General features: G+C 62.3%; 13 protein-coding genes. 3 read left to right on the top strand and 10 right to left on the bottom strand.

The window, feature by feature from the left end:
- Position 1: 1 nt before the first annotated feature.
- Together gtdA and PU133_RS06340 are read left to right on the top strand one after the other, a co-directional pair.
- Complete coding sequence (gene gtdA, locus PU133_RS06345; protein ID WP_404863946.1) at positions 2 to 1,042, top strand: gentisate 1,2-dioxygenase; 1,041 nt, start codon at positions 2 to 4, stop codon at positions 1,040 to 1,042.
- Positions 1,043 to 1,114: 72 nt separating this feature from the next.
- Positions 1,115 to 1,816: a glutathione S-transferase family protein gene (locus PU133_RS06340; protein WP_404863945.1), complete on the top strand. Its 702-nt coding sequence runs from the start codon at positions 1,115 to 1,117 to the stop codon at positions 1,814 to 1,816.
- A gap of 37 nt (positions 1,817 to 1,853) precedes the next feature.
- On the opposite strand, the gene PU133_RS06335 is transcribed toward PU133_RS06340, so the two are convergent.
- On the bottom strand, positions 1,854 to 3,923 hold the full coding sequence (locus PU133_RS06335; protein ID WP_404863944.1) for an FAD-dependent oxidoreductase: 2,070 nt from the start codon (positions 3,921 to 3,923) through the stop codon (positions 1,854 to 1,856).
- A gap of 84 nt (positions 3,924 to 4,007) precedes the next feature.
- Here PU133_RS06335 and PU133_RS06330 point away from each other — a divergent pair, with 84 nt between their 5' ends.
- On the top strand, positions 4,008 to 4,820 hold the full coding sequence (locus PU133_RS06330; protein WP_404863943.1) for an enoyl-CoA hydratase-related protein: 813 nt from the start codon (positions 4,008 to 4,010) through the stop codon (positions 4,818 to 4,820).
- A gap of 3 nt (positions 4,821 to 4,823) precedes the next feature.
- Here the strand turns inward: PU133_RS06330 and PU133_RS06325 are convergent, their stop codons facing one another.
- From PU133_RS06325 to PU133_RS06285, 9 genes are all read right to left on the bottom strand, one after another.
- Positions 4,824 to 5,738: a helix-turn-helix transcriptional regulator gene (locus tag PU133_RS06325; protein WP_126008768.1), complete on the bottom strand. Its 915-nt coding sequence runs from the start codon at positions 5,736 to 5,738 to the stop codon at positions 4,824 to 4,826.
- Positions 5,739 to 5,846: 108 nt separating this feature from the next.
- The gene (locus PU133_RS06320; RefSeq protein WP_404863942.1) at positions 5,847 to 6,287 is read right to left on the bottom strand and encodes an acyl-CoA thioesterase; all 441 of its coding nucleotides are present in this window, start codon (positions 6,285 to 6,287) and stop codon (positions 5,847 to 5,849) included.
- Positions 6,287 to 7,492 carry a benzoyl-CoA 2,3-epoxidase subunit BoxA gene (gene boxA / locus PU133_RS06315; protein WP_404863941.1) on the bottom strand — a complete coding sequence of 402 codons (1,206 nt, stop codon included), beginning with the start codon at positions 7,490 to 7,492 and terminating at the stop codon, positions 6,287 to 6,289. Before boxA ends, PU133_RS06320 begins: the two co-directional genes overlap by 1 nt.
- A gap of 78 nt (positions 7,493 to 7,570) precedes the next feature.
- On the bottom strand, positions 7,571 to 9,022 hold the full coding sequence (gene boxB, locus PU133_RS06310) for a benzoyl-CoA 2,3-epoxidase subunit BoxB (RefSeq protein WP_404863940.1): 1,452 nt from the start codon (positions 9,020 to 9,022) through the stop codon (positions 7,571 to 7,573).
- Between the two features lie 30 nt (positions 9,023 to 9,052).
- Positions 9,053 to 10,714, bottom strand: a complete 1,662-nt coding sequence (gene boxC / locus PU133_RS06305; RefSeq protein ID WP_404863939.1) for a 2,3-epoxybenzoyl-CoA dihydrolase — start codon at positions 10,712 to 10,714, stop codon at positions 9,053 to 9,055.
- A 106-nt stretch (positions 10,715 to 10,820) separates the two neighbouring features.
- Entirely contained in the window at positions 10,821 to 11,345 is a 525-nt protein-coding gene (locus PU133_RS06300) for a DUF309 domain-containing protein (protein ID WP_404863938.1), read from the bottom strand.
- Complete coding sequence (locus PU133_RS06295) at positions 11,323 to 12,888, bottom strand: 3,4-dehydroadipyl-CoA semialdehyde dehydrogenase (RefSeq protein WP_404863937.1); 1,566 nt, start codon at positions 12,886 to 12,888, stop codon at positions 11,323 to 11,325. The genes PU133_RS06300 and PU133_RS06295 overlap by 23 nt, the downstream gene beginning before the upstream one ends.
- Positions 12,885 to 13,709: an alpha/beta fold hydrolase gene (locus PU133_RS06290; RefSeq protein WP_404863936.1), complete on the bottom strand. Its 825-nt coding sequence runs from the start codon at positions 13,707 to 13,709 to the stop codon at positions 12,885 to 12,887. The genes PU133_RS06295 and PU133_RS06290 overlap by 4 nt, the downstream gene beginning before the upstream one ends.
- Positions 13,706 to 15,277 carry a benzoate-CoA ligase family protein gene (locus PU133_RS06285; RefSeq protein ID WP_404863935.1) on the bottom strand — a complete coding sequence of 524 codons (1,572 nt, stop codon included), beginning with the start codon at positions 15,275 to 15,277 and terminating at the stop codon, positions 13,706 to 13,708. Before PU133_RS06285 ends, PU133_RS06290 begins: the two co-directional genes overlap by 4 nt.
- Positions 15,278 to 15,529: the final 252 nt, after the last annotated feature.

Genomic DNA, 15,529 nt, shown 5'->3' with positions numbered 1-15,529 from the left:
AATGCACCCCAAGCCGCAGGATACCCCCGAGCGCCGCGCCTTCTACGAGAAAATCGACAAGCAGAACATGACGCCGCTCTGGACGGTTCTCGGCGCGCTCGTCACGCCCGAACCGGTCTCCAAATGCCAGGCCGTGGGCTGGAAATTCTCGGAAATCCGCACAGCCATGATGGAAGCCGGCGGACTGATCACCGCCAAGGAGGCCGAGCGGCGGGTGCTTATCCTCGAAAATCCCGGCTTGCGCGGCGAATCCAAGGTCACGACCTCGCTTTATGCCGGCGTGCAGCTGGTGCTGCCAGGCGAAGTGGCGCCCGCGCATCGCCACACACAATCGGCTCTACGCTTCGTTCTTGAAGGCTCCGGCGCCCACACCGCTGTCAATGGCGAAAAGACCGTAATGCACTACGGCGATTTTGTCATCACGCCGCAGATGGCCTGGCACGACCACGGCAACGAAACCAGTGAGCCGATGTTCTGGCTGGACGGCCTCGACATTCCGCTGGTGTCGTTCCTGGACGCCTCCTTTGCCGAAGGTCTTGGCGAGGATGCGCAGCCGATCACGCGGCAGACGGGCCAATCCTATAACGAGTTCGGCAACAACCTCATGCCGGTCGACGCACCGCGCGGTGGCCACGTCTCGCCGATCTTCAACTACCCGTACGAAAAGAGCCGCGCGACGCTCGAGGCCATGAAGAAGGGCGGCGATCCCGATCCCTGCCACGGCTACAAGCTGCGCTACACGAACCCGCTCGACGGTGGCTTCGCCATGCCGACCATCGCGACCTTCATCCAGCTTCTCGCTGCCGGTGCCACGACCCCCTATCGGTCGACCGATGCCACGATTTTCGTCTGCGTCGAAGGCCGTGGCAAAAGCCGGATCGGCGACGCCGTCATCGAATGGGGACCGCAGGACATTTTCGTCGCTCCGTCCTGGAAGACGATCGTCCATGAACCGGCGGAGGAAACGGTTCTGTTCTCCTATTCCGATCGCGCGGTGCAGGAAAAGCTCGGCCTCTGGCGCGAAGCCCGCGGCAACGCCTGACGCGCGCAACTCGAACCTGATAAGAAGACGAAGGCGGGAAGGCCTCGCATTTGGCGATCAGGGAGAGACGGGATGATCGATCTCTATTACGCCCCGACCCCCAATGGGTGGAAAGTGGCGATCATGCTGGAGGAATGCGGCCTGCCCTACCAGGCCCGCTTTCTCGACATTTTCCACGGGGCCCAGTTGACGCCTGGATTTCTGGCGATCAGTCCCAACGCCAAGATGCCTGCGATCGTCGACCATGGCGGAAATGGTGGAGCCATCCCGGTCTTCGAATCCGGCGCCATTCTCTGGTACCTCGCCGAAAAAACAGGGCGTTTCATGTCGAACGATCCGATCGCCCGGAAGGAGACGATGGAATGGCTCTTCTGGCAAACCGGCAACCAGGGCCCGATGGCTGGCCAACTCGCCCATTTCCGCATGTTCGGGCCGACCGGCGGACAGGATTACGCCCTGAAGCGCTATCGCGGCGAATATGAGCGCTCGCTCGCGGTTCTGGAACGGCGCCTGCGCCAGGACGAGTTCATCGTCGGCAGCTATTCCATTGCCGACATGCTGGCTTTTCCCTGGGCGTTCATCGCCAAGAACCTCGATGTCTCGCTCGAGCCATTCCCGGAAGTGAAGCGCTGGCGCGAAACGATCAAGGCCCGCCCGGCCGTGCAGCGCGCCATAGCGCTGATGAAGGAGCGCCAGAACAAGGGCGAGCACAACTCGGGCAACAATACCACGCTCTATAACCAGAGCGCGCGGCACTTGCTGGACATCGGTTAGACGAAGAACGAAGGCGCATCAGTCGCCGTCCCGGCATTCACCCTCGCTTCACATCAGCAAACCGCCCGCCCGTGCCCGCCAATTCGCGAATAAGCGGGCTCGGCTTCCACATGACCGGATCCTGCTTTTCGAACTCTTCGATGCGGGCGAGGATGGCGGCTGCGCCCAGCGTGTCGGCGTAGTGGAGAGGGCCGCCGCGCCAGCGCGGGAAGCCGTAGCCGTGGATCATCACGAGGTCGATGTCAGCCGCTTTTTCCGCGATGCCTTGATGCAGGATGTCGGCGGCTTCGTTGATCATGGCGAGCGTCAGCCGTTCACGGATTTCCGCCTCCGAAACGTCGCGGCGCGTAACCTTGGCGAAATGGGCCTCTTCCGTAATCAGATCCTCGAGCAGCGGATCGACAACGGAGCCGCCACCACCCGGATAGCGGTACCAGCCGACGCCGACCTTCTTCCCGAGGCGACCTTCTTCCACCATGCGATCGGCGATCGGAATATAGCGCCGATTGGGGTCACGCGTCGAAGCGCGACGCTTGCGCTGGGCGTAGGAAATATCGAGGCCCGAAAGATCCTGCACCTCGTAGGGACCCATCGCCATGCCAAATTCCACCATGGCCTCATCGATGAGCCAGGGCAGCGAACCGTCCATCATGAGGATGTCCGCCTCTTCTCGGTAGCGGAACAGAATGCGGTTGCCGATGAAGCCATCGCAGACGCCGGCAAGCACCGGGATCTTGCGCAGCTTGGCACCAACGGCAAAGCCCGTTGCCAGCGCCTCCTGTGACGTCCGGTCGGCGCGAACGATCTCCAGCAGCTTCATGATATGAGCCGGCGAGAAGAAATGCAGTCCGAGAACCCGCTCCGGCCGCGATGTCGACGCGGCGATCTCGTTGACGTCGAGATAGGACGTGTTGGTCGCGAGCACCGCGTGGGCCGGCATAACGCGGTCCAGCGTGGAGAAGATCTCCCGCTTCACCTCGATGCTTTCGAAAGCAGCCTCGATCACCAGTTCCGCCTCGGGCAGATCGTCGTAGCCGACGAGCAACTGGATGCGCTCCTGCCGCTTGGCGGCGTCTGCCTCGCTCATCAGGCCACGCTTCACCGCGTCCTTGAACAACCGGCCGACATTGTGGCTGGCACGTTCCTTGGCATCCGCGTCGGTTTCAACCAGCGCAACGCCATATCCGGCACTGTCGAGCGCATAAGCGATGCTGGCGCCCATCGTGCCGCCACCGATGACAACGACTGTCTTCACGTCCACCGGCTGCGCCTCCACCCACGCCGGCTTCTTTGCCCCGCGCTCGGCGAAAAACACATGCCGCAGCGCCTTGGCCTGCGCACCCTGCCGCAGCGTCAGGAAGGTCTGCCGCTCTTCCAGCATGGCTTGCGCAAACGGCATCGAGCTCGAAAGCGCGACAAGTTCGATCGCGCGCTGCGGCGCGTCCTGTCCGCGCATGCGCTTGGCTGCCCGTTCTTTGGCCGCATCAACAGCCGCCTGATCGTCAGCCACCTGCGGTCGCTGCGACAGAGGCACGATCGCCGACAGGTCCTCGCTTTCGGCAATCTGCCGTGCCCGAACGAGCGGATCCTCCGCGATTTCGTCGAGTAGCCCCATGCCGAGCGCTTCCTTGGCCTTCAACGTCCGACCGTTCGCGATGATGTCGAGTGCGGAGGCCAGACCCACCAGGCGCGGCAACCGCTGTGTGCCACCGGCACCCGGCACGACGCCGAGCGTCACTTCCGGCAGGCCGATCGTGCTCTTCGGGCCGGCGATCCGCTTGCGGCAGGCAAGGGCCAGTTCGCAGCCACCGCCGAGCGCCGCGCCCGTCAGCGCGGCGATCCAGGGCTGGGGCGCATTTTCGATGGCATCCAGAATATCGGGAAGATGCGGCGCCACCGGGTCTGCGTCGAACTCTCGCGCATCGGCGCCGGCGGCGAAGATCGTGTCGGATCCGGTCAGCACCACGGCCCTGATATCGGAAGCATCGGCCAGTTCCTCCAGCGCCCGCATCAGCCCCTGGCGCACCGAAAGCCCGATCGCATTCACCGGCGGGTTGTCGAGCCGGACGATAGCGATGGATCCTTCGCGCGCGACTGTGACGGCCATGATGTTCCTCCGAGCCTTGTTGGGAGATGCGGTATAGTGCATCGTGACGATATTCAAACTGCCAACTGCGTGGATTCCCGACGAATGTCAAAAGAGAATGACGATCAGGCCGATCGCCTGATCGAAGAGACCATCGAAGCCGGCGTGATGACCATCACACTGAACCGGCCGGAGCGCATGAATGCGCTGACGGAAGCGATGCTCCTGCAGTTCCGCGCAGCGCTCGAACGTGCCGCCGCCGATCCGCTCACTCGCGCCGTACTTGTTCGAGCCGCAGGACGTGCCTTCTGCACGGGTCAGGATTTGTCGGCGCGCGACCCCCGCAAGTTCGCCGAACCGTTCGATCTCGAGGCGATCCAGAGAGAGCTCTTCCATCCGATCGTCACATTGATCCGCACGATGGAGAAGCCCGTCGTGATCGCCGTTCATGGCGCGGCTGCCGGTGCCGGCGCGTCCATCGCCATTGCAGGCGACATCGTGCTCGCCGCCGATGATGCGAAGTTCATCTGGTCGTTTGCCAAGGTCGGCCTTTCGGTCGATGCCGGAGCCGGACATACGCTCGTCCAGGCGCTCGGCGCGGCACGGGCGCGCGCTCTTTTGCTGACCGCAGGCAGCCTCTCAGGCAGTGAGGCCGCCGCCGCTGGCCTGATCTGGAGAAGCATGCCGGAAAGCGAACTGCAAGACGAAGCAAGCGCCCTTGCCCGCCGCCTCGCAGAAGGACCGACGCTCGGCTACGGGCTGATCAAGAAAGCCGCCGCTGCAGCCGAGACCATGCCGTTCGATGAGTACCTTTCCGAAGAGGCACGCCTGCAGGGCATCGCCGGCCGCTCGCAAGATTACCGGGAGGGCGTGCTGTCGTTCCTGGAGAAGCGTCCGGCAGCGTTCAAGGGCCGCTGACCGTCAGGCGCGGAGGAAGCCGCGCTTTTCGATGAGGTCGAGCACCGCATCCAGCGTTTCGGGGAGACCGCGCCCGCTCGTGTCGATCTGCGCTTCGGCACGGGCGTAGAGCGCTTCCCGGCTCATCAGGATGTTGCGCAGTTCGTCCATTGCCGCCGGGTTGCCGGCCATGGGGCGCTCATCGCCCTGTGCGCGCACCCGGCCCATGTGCTCCTCCGGCCGCGCCTTCAGCCAGATCGTGTGATAATGGCGTAGAAGATAGTTGAACGTCTCGGGCTCAGAGACGATGCCCCCGGCAACCGCAAGCACGATCGAGTCATAGGTGGCGGCGATCCGCTCGACCGATTGCTTCTCCAGCCGCCTGTAGCCTTCCTGGCCATAAAGCGCGATCACTTCGTTGACCGGCATGCCGCTCGCCTGCTCGATCTCTTCGTTGAGTTCGAGAAACGGCAGCTTGAGCCGGTCGGCGGCGAGACGCCCGATGGTGGACTTGCCTGCACCGCGCAGGCCGATGAAGGCCAGTCGCCGTGAACGCCGCAGATGGGGATTGTCGGGATCAAGGATTTCCAGAACGCGCATGCGCTGCTCGCCGGTCGCCTGCCGGTAAAGCGACATCATGGCGACGGCATCGGACGTATAGGGATCTTCCTCGCCCACCAGCCATTCGATCTTGTGATCGAGCGCTTCCGCCACACGTCGCAGAAGCAGGATAGAGATGTTGCCCGTGCCGCTCTCCAGCTGGGCGAGATACCGTTGCGAGACGCCTGAAATTTCAGACAACGTTTTGCGCGAAATGCTGCGGCGGTTGCGCGCCGCGCGCACCCGATCACCCACCATTTCGAGAAAACGTTCGGTATCGTCCGCCTGGCGGTCTTGACCAAGCGTCACTCTGCCGCCAAATGTGACGATCTCATCCATAGCCGAACCATAATGCAGCGGGCCAGAAGGGCCAACGCTCTATGCATTATATTTCATCTTGCTGATTGAACAGCCCTACTTTTTGCCGGTCCACAGCAACGCAGTTGATCAAAGGCGCTCGCTCAAAAGGCTCTCCAGCCGTGTACGAATATCCGCCGAAGGATATCCCGGCCTGAAATCATCCGCGGATACGGCAACGCACACGAAATTGCCTTCAAAGCAGACCGCCTTGTTCTGGCGGCCTACCACCCTGAACGTCAGCGACGTTGTCCCGAGCTTGGTAAGCATCACGGTGCAGAGCAGTGGATGCCGCGGCGTGATCGGCGAGCGGAAATCCATGTCGAGATGCACGAAAGGTGTCCCCATCCGGTGATCGACATTGAGCGCGAACCAGTCGATCCCCACTCGCTCGGCCCACCATGCATCGATAGCCGATAGAGCAAATTTCGGGATCTGGCCGGTATAGGCGATGCGCGCGGGATCGCAGTCTGCCCATTGAACCGTGATGGCGTGAACGAACGGGTCCGAAGGTTCGTCAGCTGCAGCCATCAATAGGTCTCGACATGGTAGCGGCCACTCTCGCGCATCTGGTCGCGCAGGCTCACCCAATCGGTCCCGATATCCTTGGCAATCTGTTCGAACGCGGCCTCGACGCCGTGCTCCATGGCTTTCAGCCCGCAGACAAAAATGTGCGTGTTCGGCGCGGAAAGCAGCCCCGCCAAATCCGCGCGCTGCTTCAGCATACGGTCCTGCACATATTCCTTCTCCACCGCCTCGGCCCGCGAGAAGACGAGATGCTTTTCAAGAATCGTGTCTGGCACCTTCTTGAGCGGCCCGAAGTAAGGCAGCGCATCGGACGTGCGGGCGCCGAAGAAGAGCCGCATGCGCTCTCCCCCATCGGCCGTCAGCCGCTGCCGGCGCATGGTGAATGCGCGAAACGGTGCCGAGCCGGTGCCCGTGCAGATCATGACGATCTGCGCCTGGGGATCGTTCGGCATCAGGAACGTCGCGCCGAACGGCCCGGTGAGCCGAACTTCGTCGCCCTTCTGCAGATCGCAGACATAGTTGGAGCAGACCCCCTGCTCCTCGCGCTTGACGGTCAGCGAAATGTTGTTGGTGTTCGGACGCTCGCCATCGCGCGGGCTGGAGATCGAATAAAGTCGCGGCAGATACGGATTGCCGTTGGCATCCGTACCGGGCGGCTGGATGCCGACGCTCTGGCCTTCAAGAACTGGGAAGTGTTGATTGCCGAGATCGATGATGATGTGGCGCACGTCGCTGTCGGCGCTTTCGCTCGTCAGCCGGTAATTGCCCTGCACGATACCGACAGCAGGCTTCTTGAGATTGTAGAGATTGATCGAAGGCTTCGATGCGGTCGCGGGCGCGCGCGCCTTGCCACCGGCACCGGCATGGGCTTCGGCGAGCAACCGCTCGACGGAATCCTCGAGCGCCTCGACGTCACCACCCTCAGCAGGCCCTGTCCCATCGGGCTTGGTGATCTCCTCCTGCTCGGGAAGCTCCATCCAGCTCATTTGCTCTTCAAGCGAATAAGGCTGCATGACGACCCGCCAGGCATCGATCGACCCGGTGGGGCAAGGCGAAATGCACGCCATACAGAAATCGCACTTCGCGGCATCGACGACGACATTGTCTTCGTTGTGCGTGATCGCATCGATCGGACAGGCTTCCTCGCAGGTATAGCAGCGGATGCAGATTTCCGGGTCGATCAGGTGCTGTTTCAGCGGAGCGTTCATGGGGCGGGTGCCTCCCGTGGTCACCAATGCGATCAGTGGCGAGATTGGCGCTCGCCACTGAAATTCGCGAGCCTGCCGTCAAGCCATGTGAAGCTTGACGTATTCGAAATCGCCCGGCTTGTTGTCGATGCCGACGCGCGGCGGCGCGATCCATCCGGCAAACTTGCCTGGCTCCCAGACTGGCTTCATGAGCGACTGGATGAAATCGCCGTCTGCCGTGGTCGGCAGCCAGTCGTCCTTCTTCGCATCCCACTCTTCCTTGGAGATGATGGTGCCGTCCGGATCGACATTGACGTCTGCGAAGACGCCGATGTGGCGGTAGAAGCCCTGGTGCGGCATCTTCATCTCGAACTGGATGCCGGTCTTTTCGATCGTCGCATTCCAGCGCTTCACGCCACCGGATGCATCGCGGACGTAGTCGTCGCGAAGGCGCATGTTGATGGCCGAAAGCGCCGCGACTTCCTCCCAGACGATCTTGCCATCCTTCAGCTGGATGACGGGATAGGTGTCGTTGTGAAGCTTGTGATCGTCGTCGATCTTGGCTTCCTGATAGCGGCCCTTGATGCCCGCGTTGAAAGCATTTGCCGCATTGGTCGACACTTCCGAGCCGAAGAGATCGAGCGAAAGCGAATAGTGCAGGTTGAGCTTCTTCTGGATCGTCGGCAGATCGATCACGCCGAGCGCGCGAACCTTCTCGATATCGTAGGGATCCTCGATACCGGCTTCCTTCATCGCCTCGCAGGTGCGCTGGATGACGCGACCGACGCCCGTCTCGCCAACGAACATGTGGTGCGCTTCTTCCGTCAGCATGAAGCGACAGGTGCGCGACAGCGGATCGAAGCCCGATTGCGCAAGCGATTCCAGCTGCATCTTGCCGTCACGGTCGGTGAAATAGGTGAACATGAAGAAGGACAGCCAGTCCGGCGTCGCCTCGTTGAAAGCGCCCAGCATGCGCGGGGCTTCTTCCGACCCGGAGGTACGCCGCAGAAGGTCGTCCGCCTCTTCGCGGCCATCGGCACCGAAATATTTCTGCAGCAGATAGACCATAGCCCAGAGGTGACGGCCTTCCTCAACATTTACCTGGAAGAGATTGCGCATGTCGTAGAGCGAAGGCGCCGTCTTGCCGAGATGGCGCTGCTGTTCGACCGACGCCGGCTCGGTATCGCCCTGAATGACGATCAGCCGCTTCAGCATGTTGCGGTATTCTCCGGGCACTTCCTGCCAGGCCGGCTGGCCCGCATGCTCGCCGCAAGGGATCGTGCGACCCTCGACCTGCGGAGCCAAGAGAATGCCCCAGCGATATTCAGGCATCTTCACATAATCGAACTTCGCCCAGCCCTTCGGATCGACCGAAACCGCGGTGCGCAGATAGACAAGGCTTTCCTGGAAGCCGTCCGGTCCAAGGTCGTTCCACCAGCTGATGTAGCCGGGATGCCACTTTTCCAGCGCCTTCAGGACGCGCTTGTCGGAGGACAGACCCACATTGTTCGGGATCTGGGTATCGTAGGCGACATTGATGAGATCAAGCATTCGTCTTCTCCTCGATGATGTCCGACGCCGTCACACGCGGCGCATGTCGTAATCGCCGCGGATCCCCGTCCCGTAGCGTTGCAGTGCCCCATTTTCTCCGACGGCGTTCGGCCGCTGGAAAATCCAGTTCTGCCAGGCGGTCAACCGACCGAAAATCCGCGTTTCCATCGTCTCCGGCCCGGGAAAGCGCAGATTGGCTTCCATGCCCGTCATCGCATCCGGCGAGAACGACGCCCGCTCTTCGAGGAAGATGCGGACTTCGTCTTCCCAGTCGATGTCGTCGAAGCAGTAGGTGACGAGGCCGAGCTCGTTGGCATCGAACGCTTCGAGCGTTTCGCCGATCCGCGCCTTGGCCTCATCGACTTTCGAAGGCTCACCGAGGAACCGCGTTTCGAGACGCGTCAGATCGTTCGCCATTGGGAACGGTCCGAAATTCGTGTCGGACAGCGTGATCGACGCGACGTGACGATTGTCGCCCTCGAAATCGCCTTCGGCCATGTAGGAACGGTCGACGGCAAAGAGCAGTTCGGCCAAAACTCCGGCAAAGCACGAGCCCGGCTCCACGAGCGCGACGAGCGAACGCGAGGTGACGTCGACACGCTTCAGCACGCGCTTCCAGTAGAGAAGAATTTCGTTGGCCAGCCAGTGATCGGCGTTGTCCGTCAGCACCTTTTCATGCGCCAGCACCGCGGCAGGATCGCCTTGACTGCGGATGACCCAGGTGCCGAGTTCCAGCTCGTTCAACCGCAGATGGAGGACCGCATCGTCGAGCTCGCGCGCTGCCCGCAGGATCCAGGCATCGGCACCCTGTGCGAGCAGGCCTGCGGCATCCTTCGGCGCTTGGCCATCAGGACCATTGATGGTGATGGTGACGATGCCCTTCGAGCGATCGAGGTCCACCTCCACGGTGGAATAGGTGACACCGCCATCGTCGTTGAAGGTGCGGTTAAGCGGCGTCAGCTTGACGCCCTTCTCGGCCGCAGCGCGCCTGGACTTGCCGGCGAATTCGCTGGCGCGCTCGGAAATCGTTTCCTCGAACTTGGACTTCGCGACGATCTCGTCGACGAGGTTCCAGTCGACGGCGCGCTTGCCCTTCACGCCCTCCTCGATCGAGCAGAACACATCGGCAAGATCGCGGCGCACCTTGCGCTTGTCGGTCACGCGCGTGAGGCCGCCCGTGCCGGGAAGAACGGCGAGCAGCGGCACTTCGGGCAGCGCGACGTTGGACGCACCGTCATCGACGAGCATGATGTGGTCGCAGGCAAGCGCCAGTTCATAGCCGCCACCCGCACAGGCGCCCTTCACGGCGCAGATATAGTGCTGGCCGGATTCGCGGCCGGCCGCCTCGAACGTGTTGCGCGTTTCATTGGTGAACTTGCAGAAATTCACTTTGTGGGCATGGGTTGCGCTGCCGAGCATGCGGATGTTCGCACCGGCGCAGAACACGCGATCCTTGCCAGACTGAAGCACGATCGCCTTCACCTCGGGGTGCTCGAAGCGCATACGCTGCACGATGTCCGCAAGCTCGATGTCGACACCAAGATCGTAGGAATTAAGCTTGAGATCGTAGCCTTCGAAGAGGCCGCCCTTCTCGTCGACGTCCATGTAGAGCTTCGCGACGTCGCCCTCATACTCCACACGCCAATGGCGGTAGCTCTCCGGGTCGACCTGAAAATCGATGCGCTTGGACACGACTGTCCTCCCTTGTCGTTCGTTGATAACGTTTAGTGCATTTTAATGCACGCTGTCCACCCACCATGGGCATAAAACTGCGCTATAGTGAAATATTAATATCAATTTATGCATTATAATGCAGTTCCGGTGTTCGCCCCGGCATATCGCTCGCGAGACGGGTGTCTCCGAGAAGCGTCGGGAGATCGACGCCCATCACGTCCTCTCCCCGTGCCGCATAATCGGCGTGTTCGAGCAGCCCGGCCGCAATCCCCACCAGCCTGCCGCCCGCCCGATCGCGCTTCATCGCGAATTTCAGCCGGGCATTGGCAAGCTGGATGAGCCCTTGCAGCAGGTAGCGTTCCGCAGTGTGGGGCAAAGCATGCATCCAGACAGGCTCCCAGACTTCATGCGCTTCCCATCCAAAACCCGCCCCATAGAGCCTGAAGCCAGCGAGATAAGCGACATTCTCCCGCCACAGGAGCGGATCGGTCGGGTTCGGCGCCAGCGCCGCAATCCGATGCACGTCATCGTCGCCATCCGGCCGCTTCGTCAGGCCCGGCAGATAGGGCTCCGGTGGCAGCGGCCAATTATGCGCCGCCCGATGGGCCGCCTGCGCTCGCGCGGTTTCAAAGATTGGCTTCGACCGCATCGCTTTGCAGCGCCTCGAAGAGCCCAGGCGAGCCCTGAATGGCGGAACGCTGCATGTGGAAGCGAAGCCCGCGAAGGCCGCCCAACTCCTCGCCGCCACCGGCCCGCCCCGGGCCGCCATGCACGCACTGCGGCATGACGATCGAGTGGCCCGTGTGGTTCTTCCAGACCATCTCGTCGATGACCAGAAGCCGGCCGTGCCACGGAGCGAGCCCGGCAACCATCTGCGCCTGGACTGCAACGTCATCGGAAAAGAGACTGACGGCGAGCGAACCGCCACCCTTTGCCGCGAGCCGCACCGCGTCGTCTGCATGCTCATAGGCCATGACCGTCGCACACGGCCCGAACACTTCCGTCTCATGCACGATCCGCGCACCACCGGGATCGTCGCATCGCAGCAGCGTCGGCAGCAGGAAGGCACCCTTTTGCGCGTCCGCGCCTTCCGCCTGCCCAATGTCGCCGCCACGAATGACGCTCGCTTCGGATTTCAGCGCCTCGATACCGCGAAGCGCCGCATCGCGCTGCTTGAGATCGACAAGCGGGCCCATCCGGACAGTCTCGAGTGCCGGATCACCGACCACGATCTGGTCGAGCTTGGCCGCGACGGCCTCCTCGAATGCCGCCCGATGCTGCGCCGGAACGAGAATGCGCCGGATATTGGTGCAAAGCTGCCCCGCTTTCACGGTCAGCGCTTTCACCGCTTCCCGAACCGCGAGATCGAACACGGCCGTTCCCGGCGCGGCGTCTGGCCCGAGGATCGTCGCGTTGACGCTATCGGCCTCGATCGTGACCCGCGCACCGCTTTCCAACAGGCGCTCACCCGAGCGCAGCTTCAGCCCCGTATCGGCCGACCCCGTGAAGGCGAGACTGTCCATCGCACCGAGGTGATCGGCAAGACCGGCGCCGCTACCGCAAACGAGCGAAAGCGCGCCGGCGGGCAAAATGTCGGCGGCGATCACGTCGCGCACCATTTCGTGCGAAAGCCACGCCGTCGCTGAGGCAGGCTTGGCGACGCTGGCGACGCCAGAGAGCAACGCAGTCGATACCTTCTCCCACAGGCCCCAGGATGGGAAGTTGAAGGCGTTGATCTGCAGCGCAACGCCCGGTCGAGTGGTCCAGACGTGCCGCGCGAAGAAAACCGGCTCCTTGGCCAGCTGATCCTGGCCCGGTTCCATGAGCGCATGCGCGTCACCCAGCGTCTTGCCGTAGCGGGCATACACCTTGAGCGTCGCTATGCCGCCATCAATGTCGATCGCCGCATCACCCGCCGTGTTGCCCGAGTTCAGCCGAGCGATCTCGCCATATTTCTCGCGATTTGCCGTCAGCACATCCGCGATGCCGCGCAGGAGATTGCCGCGCTCGGCAAAGCTCATGGAGGACAATGCGGTCGTGCCCTTCTCGCGCGCAAAATTCAGTGCCTCCGCAATGTCGAAGCCCCCATCGACCACTTCACCGAGCGCTTCGCCGGTGGTCGGATTGATGAACGCCCGTGCGTGACCGTCGCCGGCGCGCCATTGGCCCCCGACATAGCTTTCCAGTTTCATGCGATTTCCACTTTACTGTGCTCGATCCGGTCGAGCCGTGCGACGAAGTCGGAGATGACGTCGAGCGTCCTGTCCTTCTGGTCGATGAAAGGCGCGTGCCGACAATCGTCGAAGATTTCGACGTCGACCGGCGAATAGATGCGGTTCTCAATTTCTTCGATCTGCGCCAGCGTCCCGTACTGGTCGTTTCGGCCCTGGATCGCGAGCACGGGAATGCGCCAATAGTCGATCACCTCGGCGATGTTCCATGCCTTGAACGCAGGATCGAGCCAGGCCTCGTTCCATCCATTGAACGCCACATCCACTTGGGCGTGATGCCGCGCGAGCTTCTCGCGAAGATCACTGGTTTCATAGGCAATTTTGGCCTCGGCAATGGCGGCCAAGCCTTCCGCTTCGGTGAAGAAGTGCGGTGCGATCAGAATGAGACCGCGAACCCGGTGGTCCTGAACGCTCCCGCCATAGATCGCCGCAATCGAGGCGCCGTCACTGTGCCCGAGAAGCACGCCTTCCTGGAAGCCGATAGCATCGAGCACCTCCGGCAACACATCGACCGCTTCCCGCGTCATGTAGTCGAGCGGACGCGGCAGCTCCGCGGCCTCGGACTTGCCATAGCCGGCGCGTGAATAGACTAAGACGCCGCAGCCTGTCCGCTCTGCAAGCTGCTCCGGAAAGTCGCGCCAGAGGCTGACCGAGCCGAGGCCCTCATGCAGCATAACGATCGTTGGCTTATCGCCGGGCGCAGGCCCGAAGCACCGCGCCTCCAGCCTCTTGCCGCCAGCCTGAATCGTAAGCTCGCTGCCCGTCTCCCAGCGCATGGTCATGCAACCTCCTGCTGGCGCAGCTTGAAGCGCTGGATCTTGCCTGTCGCGGTCTTCGGCAACTCGTCGACGATCTCGATCCAACGCGGGTATTTCCATTTCCCGACCTTCTCCTTCACATGCTCCTTTAACACGTCACGGAGATCGGCGGGCGCAGGCTTGTCTTTCACGACAACGAAGGCTTTGGGCTTGTCCAGCCCCGTCTCGTCCTTCTGCGCAATGACCGCGGCTTCGAGCACGGCGGGGTGCGTGATCAGCGCCTGTTCGATCTCGAACGGCGCCACCCATATGCCGGATACCTTGAACATGTCGTCGGTGCGGCCGCAGTAGACGAGGCGACCGTCGTCACGCCGTTCGTATTTGTCGCCTGTCCGCGTCCAATGGCCTTCGAAGGTGCTGCGCGATTTCTCCCGCTGGTTCCAGTAGCCGTCGGCAGCCGAGGGGCCCTTGACCAGAAGCTCGCCAACACCGCCGACCGGCACGTCGGCGCCTGCTTCATCCACGAGACGCAGTTCATAGCCAGGCACGGCGAACCCGGACGTGCCGTAGGCGACCGAGCCAGGCGCGTTGGAGAGAAAGATGTGCAGCATCTCGGTGGACCCGACACCGTCCAGAATGTCGACGCCGGTGATCGCCTGCCAGCGCTTGCCGACCTCCTCGGGCAGCGCTTCGCCTGCGGAAACGCACTGGCGCAAACGCTGAAACCCCGCAGGGCGTCCATCGCGCATGGCCTGCACCATCGAGGCGTAAAGCGTCGGCACACCGTAGAAGATCGTCGGTTGCACGCGCTCGGTGACGGCAAAGAGATCCGCAGGCACGGGCCGACCCGGATAGAGAACTGCCGTCGCTCCGGCGCCCATCGGGAAGGTCATGCCGTTGCCGAGACCATAGGCGAAGAACAGTTTTGCCGCCGAGAAGACGACGTCGTCGGGCCGGATCCCAAGAACCTGGACGCCGTAGGTCTCGTAGGTCGCACGCAGGCTGGAATGAACGTGCCGAACCCCTTTCGGCGCGCCCGTCGAGCCCGAGGAATAGAGCCAGAAAGCCGTTTCGTCGCCGCAGACCTCAAGCGTGTCCGGCGACGACGCGCTGGCATCCAGTTCCGCTGCGAAATCGAGGTAACCTTCGCTGCCATCACCGCCGATCACGAAGACAGCCTTCAAGAACGGCATTTCCTTGAGCACGGGTTCGACCACCGGCAGCAACGCCTTGGAGACGAACAGCGCCTTGGCGCGGCTGTCGCGTAAGATGAAGGCGTAAAGATCGGCAGAGAGCAGCGTGTTCAACGGGGCCGGCACGATGCCCGCCTTCAGGCTGCCCCAGAAAATCACCGGAAACTCGATCGTGTCGAGCACGATCATCGCGGCGCGGTCTTCCCGGGTGAGCCCGTGGCGCTCGAAAAGCAAAGCCATGCGTCCGGCCTGCTCGGCAAGTTGGCGATAGGTCAGGGACCTGCCCTGATCGACACCTTCGACGAAGGCATTCTTGTCGGCTGCTTGCGTTTCCACGTGGCGATCCACGAAGAATTCCGCAGCGTTCGCGTTCTCCCTACGCAACGCCAGTCCTCCCATTTTTCTAAAGCACATCGGCACCGCTATAACGGCCGAAACGGCGATCTCCCCCGCCGCTTCCGATACCGGCACTATGGCCCAGCAAACCGCATGTTGCAAGATAATGCCTATTCTTTTGCCGGACCACGACACGTAAAACAGCGTATCCGAGCTGAATTGTGCAGATTGTTCAGATAGATGGACACGCAATACCGAAATCTGGATGACTGTGCATTATATTGCTTGAATGCTGCTCTCTGCTTGATTAGAGTT

Origin of the sequence: Georhizobium sp. MAB10 (genome assembly GCF_045012825.1) — a bacterium.
GTDB classification, from domain to species: Bacteria; Pseudomonadota; Alphaproteobacteria; order Rhizobiales; family Rhizobiaceae; genus Georhizobium; species Georhizobium profundi.
This window is presented reverse-complemented; position numbering and strand designations above follow the sequence as displayed.